The organism is Gemmatimonadota bacterium, assembly GCA_016209965.1.
Taxonomy (GTDB): Bacteria; Gemmatimonadota; Gemmatimonadetes; order Longimicrobiales; family RSA9; genus JACQVE01.
Genome location: JACQVE010000104.1, coordinates 1 through 13,987, shown reverse-complemented (window position 1 = coordinate 13,987; position 13,987 = coordinate 1). Strand labels below are relative to the sequence as shown.

Below are 13,987 nucleotides of genomic sequence, written 5' to 3'. Positions count from 1 at the left end.
TTCTGCTTGCGGGTCTAGTAGGCGGTGCGCCGGTGCGTGTCAGCGAGCCCGTGCTCTCGCGCGACCACACGGAGCGACTGCTGCGGGCTATGGGCGCGAACCTCGTCGCCGAGCGGACGGCCGCCGGCGCCCCCGCTGTGCGCCTCGAGCCGCCGGAATTCCTCGAGCCCCTCGACCTGACCGTGCCGGGCGACTTCTCCTCCGCCGCCTTCTTCGTTGCCCTGGGCCTTCTCGCGCCCGCGGGCGCGGTACGGATCCGCAGCGTCGGTGTAAACCCCACGCGTGTTGGGCTGCTGGAAGCTGTTCAGCGCATGGGCGCGACCATCGAGCTGGTTGGGCCCTGCGAGGTGTGTGGCGAGCCCGTGGCCGACGTGGTGGTGCGCCCGTCTGCTCTGCGGGGGACGGATATCGGCGGGGCCGAGATCCCCGCGCTCCTCGATGAAGTGCCGCTGCTGGCCGTATTGGCCGCGCGCGCGACCGGCGAGACCCGCATAACCGGCGCGGCAGAGCTGCGGGTCAAGGAGTCGGACCGACTGGCTGCCCTGGCGGCGAACCTGCGCGCCCTCGGTGTGGAGGCCGAGGAGCTGGCCGACGGGCTCGTCATACACGGCACGGACCGACCCCTGAGGGGGCGCGTGCGGGCGTTCGGCGACCATCGCGTCGCCATGGCGTTTGGCGTGCTCGCGATGCTGCCCGGCAACCGCATCGACATCGTCGAGCCGCAGGTCGTTCGAGTCAGTTACCCCGGCTACTGGAGGGACCTGGAAAGGTGTGCCGCAGAACTGAGCGCTGTCTGATCCCCGGCGCGGATGCCGGGCGGTGCCCCCGCCTGCGCAGCCGAGGCCAGCCTCTCTCGGCTTCAAGAGCGCGTGATCATTGCCATTGACGGGCCGGCAGGCTCCGGGAAGAGTTCGACCGCCAGGGCCGTGGCTGAGCGGATGGACCTCCGCCACCTGGACTCCGGCGCCTTCTACCGCGCGCTCACTCACGCCGCCCTGCGGGCAGGTGTGCCGCCGGACCGCTGGCCCGGGCTCGGCCACGCCGACCTGGACGCCCTCCAGGTGCACGGCCGGCCCGCCGAGCGCGGCTTCCACCTTTACGCCCGTGAGCAGGATATCACCGGCGCGCTCCGCTCTGCGGAGGTCAATGCCAACGTCTCCCACATGGCCCGCGTCCCCGCCGTGCGCGGCTGGCTGCTCGAGCGGCTGCGCGAAGCCGCCCGTGGGACGGACCTGGTGGCCGATGGCCGCGACATGGGCACGGTCGTCTTCCCCAATGCAGAGCTCAAGATCTTCCTCATCGCCTCACCCGAGACGCGCGCACGCCGCCGGCTGGCAGAGCAGGGGGTCGAGGCGCCCGGCCCCGACGAGCTGGCTGCCGAAGTGCGGCGCCTGCTCGAGCGGGACCGGATCGACAGTGAGCGCGAGGTGGGTCCGCTCCGCCGAGCGCCTGACGCGATCCCCGTGGATACCACCCTCCTGACCTTCGACCAGCAGGTGGAGCAGATCGTGCGCCTTGCCGCCCAGCGAATGGGCCAAGACCGGGATGCCCGCGCTGCCGGCTCGGAATAGCCGGAATAGCCGGAATAGCCGGAATAGCCGGCAGGCATTGACGCACAGCCTGGCTTCCGGTACCTTAAAGTTTTACGTTGCTGGCCGGCGGCGCGGCCGGAAACAGCGGAGGGGCGCGCTTCGCAGGCGGCGGGGGCGCTCGGGAAGGGGCGCCCTGCGCCTCTTCTTTTTCCTTTCACCCTAACCGTTGCCGGGCCTGACAGGCCTGGTCCAGCGAGTGGAGACAGCGGCGGCAATGGCGGAGCGTCAGCAGCAGCAGGAGGGACAGGCGCAGGAGACAGGGGAGGGCGTGGCAACGGCCGCGCCGGTCGGGGCCCCTGCGATGGCGACGATGGATATCGCCCGCGAGCTGGGGCTGCGGCCGGATCTGTTCGAGGAGGAGTATTCGCCTGAGGAGTACCAGGCGATGCTCGGCATGTACGAGGAGACGCTCACCAACATCGAGGAAGGCGAGATTGTCAAAGCGCGCGTACTGCGCGTAACGGACAATGCCGTGATCCTGGACGTCGGCTTCAAGAGCGAGGGTTCGGTCTCGCGGGACGAGTTTAAGGACCCGGATCAGCTCCAGCCGGGCACCGAGGTGGACGTCTTCCTCGAGAGCCTCGAGGACCAGGATGGCGTCGTCGTCCTGTCGAAGAAGAAGGCCGACTTCCTGAGGGTCTGGGAGAAGATCAAGCAGTCGTACGAGCGCGATGACCGGGTGCCCGGCACGCTGATGCGGAAGATCAAGGGCGGCGTGACGGTGGACCTGATGGGCGTCGATGCCTTCCTGCCCGGCTCGCAGATCGCGTTGCGGCGGGTGCCCAATGTCGAGGATCTGCTGGGCCAGACCTTCGACTTCAAGATCATCAAGCTGAACAAGCGACGGCGCAACATTGTAGTCAGCCGCCGGGTGATCCTGGAGCAGGAGCGGGAGCAGAAGCGGGAGCAACTGGTCAAGGAGCTGCTGCTCGGGCAGGTACGGCGTGGCGTTGTGAAGAACGTAACGGATTTCGGCGCTTTTATTGACCTGGGGGGTCTGGACGGCCTGCTGCACATCACGGACATGAGCTGGGGCAGGGTTGGCCACCCTTCGGAGATCGTCTCTATTGCGGACGAGCTGGATGTCAAGGTCCTGGACATTGACTGGAACCGCGAGCGCATCTCGCTGGGACTGAAGCAGCTCCTGCCGTATCCCTGGCAGGATGTGGAGCGCAAGTATGCGGTGGGATCACGGGTGCGCGGCAAGGTTGTCTCGATCACGAATTACGGCGCGTTTGTCGAGCTGGAGAAGGGCATCGAGGGGCTGGTCCACATCAGCGAGATGTCGTGGACGCGCAACGTCAAGCACCCCTCCAAGCTGGTGGTCATCGGGGACGAGATCGAGGCCGTGGTCCTGAAGGTTGACCGTGGCGAAGAGAAGATCTCGCTCGGGATGAAGCAGATCGAGCAGGATCCGTGGCTCGCCTTGCCGGTCAAGTATCCGACGGGCACGCGCGTGAACGGCAAGGTGCGTAACCTCACCTCGTTTGGCGCCTTCGTCGAGATCGAGCCGGGTATTGATGGCCTGATCCACATCTCGGACATGAGCTGGACCAGGCGCATCCAGCATCCGTCCGAGGTGCTGCACAAGGGGGACGAGGTCGAGGTCGTCGTTCTGGGCGTGGACCCCGAGAACAAGCGTATCTCACTCGGCCTGAAGCAGACCGAGGACGACCCCTGGCACCGGATCTCCGAGTCCTTCTCGCCCGGCGTCGAGACCAGGGGCAAGGTGGCGCGCCTGCTGGACGAAGGCGTGGTAGTCGACCTCGGTGACGATCTCGAAGGGTTCGTGCCGCTCAGCCAGCTCGGGATCGAGGGGGTCAAGGACCCTGCCGACCACCTCCACGAGGGCCAGATGCTGGAGCTTCGCGTCCTCGAATGTGACCCGGTCAACCGTCGCATAGTGCTGCGGGTGACGGCGATCGAGCCGTACCAGCCGGTCGGGGCCATGGTCGAGCTGGAGGCGCCGGTAGAGACGGAAACCGCCCAGGCCGGCGAGCCGGAAGCGGCGGCGGAGCCGGCAGTGGCAGCGGAGGCTGCAGCGGCGCCGGAACCGCGGCCGATCGAGCCCGAGGCGGCAGCCGAGGCGCCTGGCCCGAAGGCCGTCGAGCCGGTCCCAGCCGCAGCGGCCGCGGAGCCCGTCGGCGCCGAGGCTGGCGCGGCGGAGGGGGAAGTCGTGGCAGCCGCGGTCAAGCCGAAGCGGTCGCGCACGCGGGCAACGAGCAAGCGTGCCGCTGACCCGGTGGAAGAGTAGCGTTGCATTCCGTCGCGGGCGCAGGCCTGCGGCGCAGAGCGGGGATGGGCCTCCGAGGCTGGGGCCCATCCCCTTTTTTTGCATGGAATCAACGGGTATCTTGCCACCGTACCTGCGAATTCTACCACTTAGGAAGGGCCCGGCCAGGTGTTGAATCCATGGTCGCGCCGGTTCGTCCCCGGGATTCTGTTCCTCGCCCTCGCCTGCCGCGCGGGTGAGTCGCCCCCCGGGAGGGGGCCGGATCCGCTGCCGCCGCCGCTCTCGAGGGTGCCCGCCAGCTCCGCGGAGCAGGCGGCGGCCGCCGAGCTGCTGTCTCGAGCCAGGTCCGCTTACGAGCGGGGGAACGTCGTGGCCGCTCGGCAGATGGCTGAGGAAGTTGTGGGCCACTACCCCGGCGCCCCCGCCTCCTCTCCCGCGCTCTGGCTGGCAGCTCGGGCCGCGTTTGCGCAGGGAGACTACGGGGCGGCCGCCAAGTTCGCAGAGCGCTACGCCATCCTCTTCCCAGAGGAGTCGAGGCCGGCGCGGGAGGCGCGCGAGTTGGCGGCGCAAAGCCGCGCGGAGGTGTCCGGCGCGGCGGCCGGCCGTCCCGTCATGCCCGCCCGCGCAGTGCTGCAGGTGGGGGTGATCCTGCCACAGAGCGGCTCGCCGTATCTGAAGCAGTACGCTGACCTGGTGCTGGAAGGCGTGCGCCTGGCGGTGCAGGCAGCCGCCGGGCCGGAGATGCCGCAGATCGAGCTGGTCGTGGTGGACGATGGCGGGGATGCCGCTCGGGCCGCAGCGCTTATCCGCGAGCTGGAAGGCCGCGGCGTGATCGGTGTCATTGGCCCGCTGCTCAGTCCCGCGGTCGCCGCTGCGGCGCGGTCCCGGTCCGACACCTCGCTGGTCATCATCAGCCCCACGGCATCTGAGCTCCTGGCGAATCTGCCCAACGTGTATTCCCTCAATGCGGGCGACGTGCAGGCCGCGGCCGCGCTCGCCGAGTACGCGGCCCGCAACGGAATGCTGCGGGTGGGACTGCTCTACCCGCGGATCCGGGACTTCCAGCGCAAGGGGGAGGCGTTCGTGCGCGTCTTCACCCGCCTGGGTGGCAGGGTGGTGGCGGACGTGCCCTACGACTCCGGCACAACGACGTTCGCGCAGCCAATCCAGCGGCTGATGGACACCTCACTGGATGCCGTCTTCGTTCCCGTGCCGGAGCGGGACGTTCGGCAGATCGCGCCGCAGCTTGCCTATTATGGTTTGGCGGAGAAGGGCGTCCAGGTATTGGGGGGCGAAGCCTGGGTGAGTGAAGAGGTGCGCCGCCTGGTCGAGCCGCGATTTCTGGAGGGTGTCACTGCCGCGACGCCGCTTTACCACTCGAGCTCGGAGGTCGCCTGGCAGGAGTTTCTCGAGGCCTACGAAGCAACCTACCGCCGCAGCCTGGACAACCCGTTCCCTGGCTTGGGCTACGACGCCGCACAGCTCCTGCTGGCGCCGCTGCGCAGCGGGCGCGCCAACCCGGGCGAGCTGGCCGCGCAAGTGGCCAGGACGGCCGGACTCCGCGGCGCTACGGGCCTCCTCTCCGTGCGAGGCGGGAGCGTGGTGCGACGACCCTTCCTGGTGCGCCTGACCGGCGGCCAACTCGTGCCGGTCGCCCCCTCCAGCGGGACGCGGGGCGCGGATGGCCGGGGCGGTTCCCTCCGCGGACGGTAGCATGACCATGCGGGAGCGAATCCGGCGGCTCGAGGAGCTGCGCCGGGCCGCGGAGCAGGGCGGCGGACCTGAACGCCTGCAGGCGCAGCATGAGCGGGGGAAGCTGTCCGCCCGCGAACGACTCGACCTCCTGCTCGATGAATCGAGTTTCGTCGAGCTGGATCGGTTCGTGACCCATCGAACGGTCGGGTTCGGCCTCGAGGACAAGAAGATCCTGGGCGATGGGGTGGTGACCGGCTACGGCACGATACATGGCCGGCCGGTATACGTTTTTAGCCAGGACTTCACGGTTTTCGGCGGCTCTCTTTCCGAGGCGCATGCGCAGAAGATCGTGAAGGTGATGGACCTCGCGCTGAAGAACGGCGCCCCCCTCATTGGGCTGAATGATTCGGGTGGCGCCCGCATCCAGGAAGGCGTCGTCAGCCTGGGCGGCTACGCCGAGATCTTCCTGCGCAATACCCTCGCCTCCGGCGTGGTGCCGCAGATCAGCGCGATCCTCGGACCCTGCGCGGGCGGCGCCGTATATTCGCCGGCGATCACCGATTTCGTCTGCATGGTCCGCGGCACGAGCTACATGTTTGTCACCGGGCCCAACGTGGTGAAGACCGTCACCCACGAGGATGTGGACATGGAGGGGCTGGGCGGTGCGGATGTGCACGGCGAGACCTCGGGCGTCGCCCACTTTGTCTACGACACGGAGCCGGAGTGCCTCCAGTCCATTCGCCGGCTGCTGCAGTACCTGCCGCAGAACAACCGGGAGGACCCGCCGCGGGTCGAGACGCGTGACCCGTTCCAGCGTGAGGACGAGGCGCTGCTCGAGCTGGTTCCCGACGAGCCTACCAGGCCCTACGACATGCACGACCTCATCCGGCGCGTGGTCGACGACGGCGAGTTTCTGGAAGTCCACAGTCGGCACGCCCAGAACATCCTTGTGGGGTTCGCCCGCCTGGGCGGGTATTCCGTGGGCGTGGTGGCCAACCAGCCAGCCGTGCTGGCGGGCGTGCTGGATATCGCCAGCTCGGTCAAGGCCGCCCGCTTCGTGCGCTTCTGTGACGCGTTCAACATCCCGCTGGTCGTGTTCGAGGACGTGCCCGGCTTCCTGCCCGGCGTGGCGCAGGAGCACGGCGGCATCATTCGGCACGGCGCCAAGCTGTTGTACGCCTTCTGCGAGGCCACCGTGCCGCGCTTGACCGTGATCACCCGCAAGGCCTACGGCGGGGCGTATGACGTGATGAACTCGAAGCACATCCGCGGCGACGTCAATCTAGCCTGGCCGACGGCGGAGATCGCGGTGATGTGGCCGAAGGGCGCGGTCGAGATTCTGTTCCGCAGGGAGATCGGCGAGGCGGCGGATCCCGAGGAGCTCACCCGGATGAAGGAACAGGAGTATCGGGAAAAGTTTGCCCACCCCTATGAGGCCGCCGCCCGTGGCTACATCGATGACGTGATCGATCCGCGCCAGACGCGCCCCCGCCTGATCAACGCGCTGGACCTGTTGCAGAAGAAGCGCGACCGGAATCCCCCGCGGAAGCACGGCAACATCCCGCTGTGAGCGGCACGGGGTTAGCTTTCCTGTTAGCGGCCCCTCCGGAGGCGCTGCACCTCTCCAGCCTGGTCCAAGACGTCAGGCATGAACCATAGCGAAATCGTCAGCTTCTTGTGGGGTGTGGCGGATCTGATCCGCGACACCTTCAAGCGCGGCAAGTACCAGGACGTCATTCTCCCCTTCACTGTCCTGCGCCGGCTCGATTGCGTGCTCGCGCCGACAAAGGGAAGAGTGCTCGCGACGAACGCTAAGTACTCGGGCAAGCTGGAGAACCTCGAGCCGCAGCTCCGCAAGGCCTCCGGCTTCGCCTTCTACAATACCTCGCGCTATGATTTCCCCGCGCTGCTGGCGGACGCGCCTCACCTCGCCGCAAACCTGAAGCATTACATCGCCAACTTCAGCCCAAACATGCGCGAGGTGTTGGAGACGTTCGATTTCCTCAACACGATCGCGAGGCTCGACGAGGCGGGCCTCCTCTACAAGGTCCTGGAGCGCTTCCACCGGGTGGACCTGCACCCGCGGAAGGTCCCGAACGACGTGATGGGGACAATATTCGAAGAGCTGATCCGGCGGTTCAATGAAGCGCTGAACGAGAACCCCGGAGAGCACTTCACCCCGCGGGACGTCGTGCGCCTGATGGTCGATCTGCTGGTCGACGAGGCGCGGATCCGCCGGCCAAGGCTGATTTTGACCGTCTATGACCCCTGCTGCGGGACCGGCGGGATGCTCACGATTGGCAAGGAGCACATCCAGGCGATCAACGCCTCGGCGGATGTCTGGCTGTTCGGCCAGGAGGTGAACCCGGAGACCTTTGCCGTCTGCAAGTCCGACCTGTTCATGAAGTCGAGCGATGGCCGCGATGCCGAGCGGATCGCCTTCGGCAGCACGCTCTCGGGCGATCGCCACCCCGCCATGGGATTCGATTACCTGATCACCAATCCCCCGTACGGCAAGGACTGGAAGCGGGACGAGGAGGTGGTCCGGGCCGAGCACGAAAAGGGCGAGGCAGGGCGATTCCCGGCTGGGCTGCCGCGCATCAACGATGGGCAGCTCCTGTTCCTGCAGCACCTGCTCGCGCACATGAAGCCGCCAGCGGAGGGTGGGTCGCGGGTCGCGATCATCATGAATGGCTCGCCCCTGTTCACCGGGGATGCGGGGAGCGGCGAGAGCGAGATCCGCCGCTGGATCCTGGAAAATGATTGGCTCGAGGCCTTAATCGCGCTCCCCGAGCAACTCTTCTACAATACCGGGATCGCCACCTATGTCTGGGTCCTGAGCAACCGCATGGAGAAGCGGCGGCGGGGGCGAGTCCAGCTCGTCGACGGCACCTCGTTCTGGGCGCCGATGAAGCGCAGCCTGGGCGACAAGCGGCGCGAGATCCCGCGCGAGAAGGCCACCGAGCTGCTGGCGATCCATCGCGCCTTCGCGGAAGGCGATCACTCGAAGATCTACCTGACCGAATACTTCGGCTACCGGAAGATCACCGTCGAGCGGCCGCTGCGGCTGAACTTCCAGGCAAGCGAAGAGCGGATTCGGCGGCTGGACGACCAGGGCGCGTTCCGCGGTCTCGCCAGCAGCAAGAAGCGGGACGCCGGGATGCCCGCCTTAGAGGAAGAGGCGCCGGCCGTGCGGAGCAGGAGAAGCTCCGGAACCTGCTACGCAGCATGGGTGACGCCCTGTTCACCGACCGGGACGCGTTCCTCGTCGCCTTACGCCGCGCCGCCGGGCACGAGGGCGTGAAGCTGACGGCCGCGATGCAGAAGGCCGTCCTCACCGCCCTCTCCGAGCGCGACAACACTGCGACCGTCTGCCGCGATGCCGACGGGAAGCCGGAGCCCGATCCGGAGTTGCGTGACTACGAGAACGTGCCGCTCTCGGAGGACGTAGAGACCTTCTTCGAGCGCGAGGTCGCCCCCTACGTGCCCGATGCGTGGATCAACCGGGCGGTGCGCGACCTCCGGGATGGCCAGGTCGGCCGGGTCGGTTACGAGATCAACTTCAACCGCTACTTCTACAAGTACCAGCCGCCCCGGCCGCTCGAGGAAGAATCGAGGCGGAGATCCGGACGCTCGAGCGCGAGATCGTGCAGAGGCTGGGTGAGGTGCTGACGTGAAGCAGGCCTATTCCGAGCCGGACTGGCTCCGCGTCAAGACGGATGTGGAGCTACGCGAGATCCTGGGCCGGCTCCGGTCGGGGCTGGAGCGGATCTACGGCGAGCGCCTGAAGGGCCTGTACCTGTACGGCTCGTACGTGCGCGGCGAGGCCGTGCCCGGGTCGGACATCGACGTGCTCGTGGTCCTCGATCGCGTCGACTCGTACTGGGACGAGATCGAGCGGACGAGTGAGCTCAGCGCGCAGATTTCCCTCGATCACGACGTAACGGTTGTGGAGGTCTTCGTGCCGGAATCCCGGTGGCAGGAAGGCGACACGCCTTTTCTGCGGAACGTCCGGAGGGAGGCGAGGGCGGCTTGAGAGACGCGTCCCGCGCTCTGCTTGAGCAGGCCCACCGCTCCATCGAATCGGCAAGGCGCGAGCTGGCCGCGGGCGACTGGGGTTTCGCGGCGGACCGGGCCTACTACGCCATGTTCTACGCGGCCGAAGCATTGCTCGGGGAGCGGAACCTGGAGTACAGCAGTCATGGCGCCGTTCACGGTGCCTTTGGCAAGGAGTTCGCCAAAACCAAGGTGCTCGATCCGAAGCTCCACCGCTGGCTCTTGCAAGCCTTCAAACTCCGGCAGGCCGGGATGTACGAGGCTCCGCACCAAGTCGAGCCAGACAAGGCGCAGCAACTTGTTGCTCGTGCCGAGGAGTTCGTGCAGGCCGCACGGGCCTACCTGGAGGCGCAGCCGTGAACACCGTGCTCGACCGCGCGGGGGCGGTCGCCCCGGCCCGGTTCAAACCGTATCCGGAGGACAGGGATTCGGGGGTCGAGTGGCTGGGAACAATTCCTAGCTCGTGGGGCACAATCCGGCTACGCTTTTTGGCGCGACTCAACCCGTCAAAGTCGGAGATTCGCGGCTCCCCTGCTGATCTGCAAGTTTCCTTCGTTCCCATGGAGGCCGTCGGTGAGTACGGTGGGCTGGACCTGGCGGAAACCAGACCATTAGCGGCCGTTTCCGCGGGCTATACGTATTTTGTTGACGGCGATGTGCTTGTGCCGAAAATCACCCCGTGTTTCGAAAATGGAAAGGGCGCCGTAGAGCAGGCGGATTTCCGCGGCCGGCTTACCGACTACGTGCGGTTGTACGTCTTCCTCTCCCAGATCCTCACCTTCACGGATGCGGACCTGGAAAAGCTGTACTTGCTCGCAAAGCTGCTCCGCCGCTGCCTCCCGGTCGACCGGGAAAACCTGCCCCGCGAGATCCAGCAGCAGATCCGTATGGAATCGTACCGGGTCCGCCAGACGGGCTCTGGCCGGATCGAGCTGGAGCGGGGGCAGAAGGAACTCGAGCCGATCGGCGCGAAGGGCACGCACGCGCCTGCGCCGGACGACCTCGAGCCGCTCTCGCAGATCATCCGCGAGCTGAACGAGCGCTTCGGCACGGATTTCACTGAGGAGGACCAGGTCTTCATCCGCGAGCTGGAGGAGCGGCTCGCCGTTGACCCGGCGCTCGCGGCCAGCGTGCGATCGAACACGCCGGAGAACGCCCGGTTGACTTTCGATTACGTGGTCACGGACCGGCTGCAGGACATGGTCGAGACCAACTTCAAGTTCTACAAGCGGGTCACGGATGACCGGGACTTCGCCAAGTTCTTCCTGGACTGGCTGTTCGAGCGGTTCCGCCTGGAGCTCGGCCGGCGGCCAGCGGTGGGGGACGAGCCGGAAGGCCCGGTTTCGTGAGCATCGAGGAGTAGCGTGTTCACCAAGCTGCTGGTCGCAAACCGCGGCGAGATCGCGTTGCGCATCATCCGCGCTTGCCGTGAGCTGGGTGTCCAGCCTGTGGCCGTTTACTCGGAGGCGGATCGGCTCTCGCCCCACGTGCTCGAAGCCGATGAAGCCTATCTGATCGGCCCCGCCCCGTCGGCCGAGAGCTACCTGCGAACGGAGCGGCTCCTCGAGGTGGCCCTCCGTTGCGGGGCAGAGGCGGTACACCCGGGGTACGGCTTCCTGGCCGAACGCGCCGAGTTTGCCGCGGCCGTCGAGGCTGCCGGCCTGGTGTTCATCGGTCCCTCCGCATCCTCCGTCGCGGCCATGGGAGACAAGACGGAAGCGCGACGCCGCATGATTGCGGCTGGGGTGCCGGTCGTACCGGGGGGAGTGGAGCCGCTGGAGACCGCGGCGGCGGCGGCCGCTGCGGCTCTCGAGCTGGGTTACCCCGTGCTGCTTAAGGCGGTGGCGGGCGGCGGGGGGAAAGGGATGCGCGTGGTGCACGGGCCGGCGGAGCTGCCTCGCGCCTTGGCCGCAGCGCGGCGCGAGGCGGTCTCCGCCTTCGGCGATGCAGCCGTCTACCTGGAGAAGCTGCTCGAATTCCCGCGGCACATCGAGATCCAGGTGCTGGCCGATGCGCAAGGCCACACGGTGCACCTGGGCGAGCGGGAATGCTCGATCCAGCGGCGCCATCAAAAGCTGATCGAGGAGGCCCCGTCCCCCGTCCTTTCTCCTGAGCTGCGCCAGCGTATGGGGCAGGCCGCCATCGCGGCCGCCGAAGCCGTGGGCTACCGCAATGCCGGCACCGTCGAGTTTCTGGTGCAGGAGGGCGCCTTCTACTTCCTGGAAATGAACACGCGCATCCAGGTCGAGCACCCGGTGACCGAGCTGGTGACAGGGGTCGACCTGGTGCAGTGGCAGCTCCGGATCGCGGCAGGCGAGAGGATCCCGTTCCGGCAGCAGGACATCGAGTGGGCCGGCCACGCGATCGAGTGTCGTATCACGAGCGAAGATCCGCTGCAGGGCTTCCTGCCCTCCACCGGACGCATCGAGCTGCTCCAGTTGCCCGCCGGGCCGGGCGTGCGCTGGGACGGCGGGATCACGCAGGCGTATGAGGTCTCGCTCTACTACGACCCGCTGTTGGGGAAGCTGGTCGTGCATGCGCCAACGCGGGCCCTGGCCATTGAGCGCATGCGCCGCGCGCTCGCCGAACTGCGCATTGTCGGCGTCGAGACGAGCACGCCGTTCCACCGCCGGGTCATGGAGGAACCGGACTTCCGCGCCGGAAACATGGATATCCGCTACCTGGAAAGGCACCCCGGGGTGCTCGCCCGGCCCACTCAGGAGGACGTGCTCCGCGCAGGTGCCCTGGCCGCCGCGCTCCTGGAAGAGCAGCAGCGCGAGCGGCGTGGCCTGCAGCGCATGGCACGGGAGGGCCCGGCAGGTGATTGGCGCGAGCGGGGCTGGCGTCAGGCCGCCGACGAGGGCGGATGGGCGCCTTGAGCGCCGCCCGGTTGCCGCCCCGGCCCGCGCGGCATAGAATCCGGTGGGAAGCCGTTGCCTCATGCCCACGCAACGCCCAGCATCATGAGGGCTCCCTTGGCGGAATCTGCGCTGGCTCGCGCTGCGAGGACGGCTCCCCACCGGGTGCGCGTCTTCCTGCGCGACCACACGATCTTCGAGGCCAACCTCTCCTTTGGTGAGGGCACCGGGCTGGTCCCCTACCTCGGTTCGGGCAAGGGCTGGCTCAACCTGACGTCGGTCGAGTGGGTAGGGACCCGAGAGCGGCTCCGCCACCTGGCCCTGCCCACAAGGCATGTCGCGCTGATTGCCAGCCTGGGCGAGGATATGCCGCTCATGCAGGTCCCACCCCTGGCCAGGCCAGTCGGGATCGAGGTAGGGCTCGAGGGTGGGATCGTGATGCGGGCGCTTCTGCGACTCATGATGCAGCAGCGGCTGAGCGACTTCCTCGAGGCGGCGGGCGAGTTCATCCCCCTCTGGACCGCTCGCCTGTTCCCCCGAGACCTGCCCCTCGGCGACGTGGCGGCGAACCGCAAATCGATCCGCTCCTTCCGCTGGCTGGACGAGAGCGCCGGCAAGCGGCAGGAAATCGACGTTGATTGAGGCGGCCCGCCGCCCATGGCCGCTGCCCGATCCTCATTCGAGGAGAACCGCGCCATCGTCGAGATCACCGGCATTGCGGCGGGGCGTGCCGATCCCTTTCCCCAGACCGCCCGCGTCGAAACCGTTGCCCAGCTCACATGCGCTACACCGTAACCGTCGGGGGACGGACGTTCGAGATTGAGCTATTGGCTGACCGCGTGACCGTGGACGGTGAGTCGGTCGCCCTCGATCTCGCGTCCGTGGCCGGCACGGCGCTTCACCATCTACTGTTGTCTGGCCGCTCGCTCCTCTTTCTTGCCCAGCGGGGCGGGGCGAAGGGCGAGTGGACGCTTCACCTGGCGGGGCAACGGCTGGAGGCCGAGGTAGTGGACGAGCGCAGCCGGGCGATCCGAGCGCTGGCGGGACAGGCACGCGCAACAGCCGGCCCGAAGCCGGTCCGCGCCTCGATGCCGGGGCTGGTCATGAAGGTGGAAGTCCAGCCTGGTCAGATGGTGGAGCCCGGCCAGGGCGTGGTGATCGTCGAGGCCATGAAGATGGAGAATGAACTCAAGGCCGAGGCCGGCGGCGTCGTCACTCGGGTGCTCGTGCGACCGGGGCAAGCGGTGGAGAAGGGCGCTGTACTGGTCGAATTCGAGTCCGTTCCGGGGCGGAGCACGCCAGGCCGCGCCTCGCGGAAGCGTGTGTCTTGAGCGAGAAGGAACGCTGGGAGAGGGAGGCCATCAAGCCAGCGCTCCGCCTCCAGCCGGAGCGGCGGCCGGAGTTCCGGACGGGCAGCGGCATCCCCATCCAGCGGCTGTACACGCCGGGCGACCTGGCGCCGGATCACGACGCCGCTCTCGGCTATCCCGGCGAGTTCCCCTTCACGCGCGGCGTCTACCCGACCATGTACCGCGCACGACTGTGGACCATGC

At 67.6% G+C, this 13,987-nt stretch carries 12 protein-coding genes and 2 pseudogenes; all 14 read left to right on the top strand.

Annotation, left to right across the window (positions count from 1 at the left end; all coding sequences use genetic code 11):
- Positions 1-32 precede the first annotated feature (32 nt).
- Complete coding sequence (locus HY703_04485; protein ID MBI4544431.1) at positions 33-797, top strand: hypothetical protein; 765 nt, start codon at positions 33-35, stop codon at positions 795-797.
- 72 nt (positions 798-869) lie between these two features.
- On the top strand, positions 870-1,571 hold the full coding sequence (gene cmk / locus HY703_04480) for a (d)CMP kinase (GenBank protein ID MBI4544430.1): 702 nt from the start codon (positions 870-872) through the stop codon (positions 1,569-1,571).
- Between the two features lie 322 nt (positions 1,572-1,893).
- A pseudogene (locus tag HY703_04475) lies at positions 1,894-3,516 on the top strand (30S ribosomal protein S1).
- A gap of 477 nt (positions 3,517-3,993) precedes the next feature.
- Positions 3,994-5,538 carry a penicillin-binding protein activator gene (locus HY703_04470; GenBank protein ID MBI4544429.1) on the top strand — a complete coding sequence of 515 codons (1,545 nt, stop codon included), beginning with the start codon at positions 3,994-3,996 and terminating at the stop codon, positions 5,536-5,538.
- A gap of 7 nt (positions 5,539-5,545) precedes the next feature.
- Positions 5,546-7,090: an acyl-CoA carboxylase subunit beta gene (locus HY703_04465; GenBank protein ID MBI4544428.1), complete on the top strand. Its 1,545-nt coding sequence runs from the start codon at positions 5,546-5,548 to the stop codon at positions 7,088-7,090.
- 78 nt (positions 7,091-7,168) lie between these two features.
- Positions 7,169-9,197, top strand: a pseudogene (locus HY703_04460) (SAM-dependent DNA methyltransferase).
- Positions 9,194-9,556: a nucleotidyltransferase domain-containing protein gene (locus tag HY703_04455; protein MBI4544427.1), complete on the top strand. Its 363-nt coding sequence runs from the start codon at positions 9,194-9,196 to the stop codon at positions 9,554-9,556. The pseudogene HY703_04460 and the gene HY703_04455 overlap by 4 nt, the downstream one beginning before the upstream one ends.
- On the top strand, positions 9,553-9,936 hold the full coding sequence (locus HY703_04450; GenBank protein MBI4544426.1) for a HEPN domain-containing protein: 384 nt from the start codon (positions 9,553-9,555) through the stop codon (positions 9,934-9,936). The genes HY703_04455 and HY703_04450 overlap by 4 nt, the downstream gene beginning before the upstream one ends.
- Positions 9,937-10,238: 302 nt before the next feature.
- The gene (locus tag HY703_04445; GenBank protein MBI4544425.1) at positions 10,239-10,925 is read left to right on the top strand and encodes a hypothetical protein; all 687 of its coding nucleotides are present in this window, start codon (positions 10,239-10,241) and stop codon (positions 10,923-10,925) included.
- 15 nt (positions 10,926-10,940) lie between these two features.
- The gene (locus HY703_04440) at positions 10,941-12,455 is read left to right on the top strand and encodes an acetyl-CoA carboxylase biotin carboxylase subunit (GenBank protein ID MBI4544424.1); all 1,515 of its coding nucleotides are present in this window, start codon (positions 10,941-10,943) and stop codon (positions 12,453-12,455) included.
- A gap of 96 nt (positions 12,456-12,551) precedes the next feature.
- Positions 12,552-13,076 (top strand): hypothetical protein, encoded by a 525-nt coding sequence (locus HY703_04435; protein MBI4544423.1) that lies wholly within the window; start codon positions 12,552-12,554, stop codon positions 13,074-13,076.
- Between the two features lie 15 nt (positions 13,077-13,091).
- Complete coding sequence (locus HY703_04430) at positions 13,092-13,229, top strand: hypothetical protein (GenBank protein MBI4544422.1); 138 nt, start codon at positions 13,092-13,094, stop codon at positions 13,227-13,229.
- Positions 13,214-13,765: a biotin/lipoyl-binding protein gene (locus tag HY703_04425; protein MBI4544421.1), complete on the top strand. Its 552-nt coding sequence runs from the start codon at positions 13,214-13,216 to the stop codon at positions 13,763-13,765. The genes HY703_04430 and HY703_04425 overlap by 16 nt, the downstream gene beginning before the upstream one ends.
- The coding region (locus tag HY703_04420) for a hypothetical protein (protein MBI4544420.1) at positions 13,705-13,987 on the top strand (283 nt) is incomplete at its 3' end. The genes HY703_04425 and HY703_04420, both read left to right, overlap by 61 nt.

Coding starts and splice junctions, on each gene's coding strand:
- HY703_04430 (MBI4544422.1), top strand. CDS start 13,092: ATGGCCGCTGCCCGATCCTCATTCGAGGAGAACCGCGCCATCGTCGAG.
- HY703_04425 (MBI4544421.1), top strand. CDS start 13,214: ATGCGCTACACCGTAACCGTCGGGGGACGGACGTTCGAGATTGAGCTA.
- HY703_04465 (MBI4544428.1), top strand. CDS start 5,546: ATGCGGGAGCGAATCCGGCGGCTCGAGGAGCTGCGCCGGGCCGCGGAG.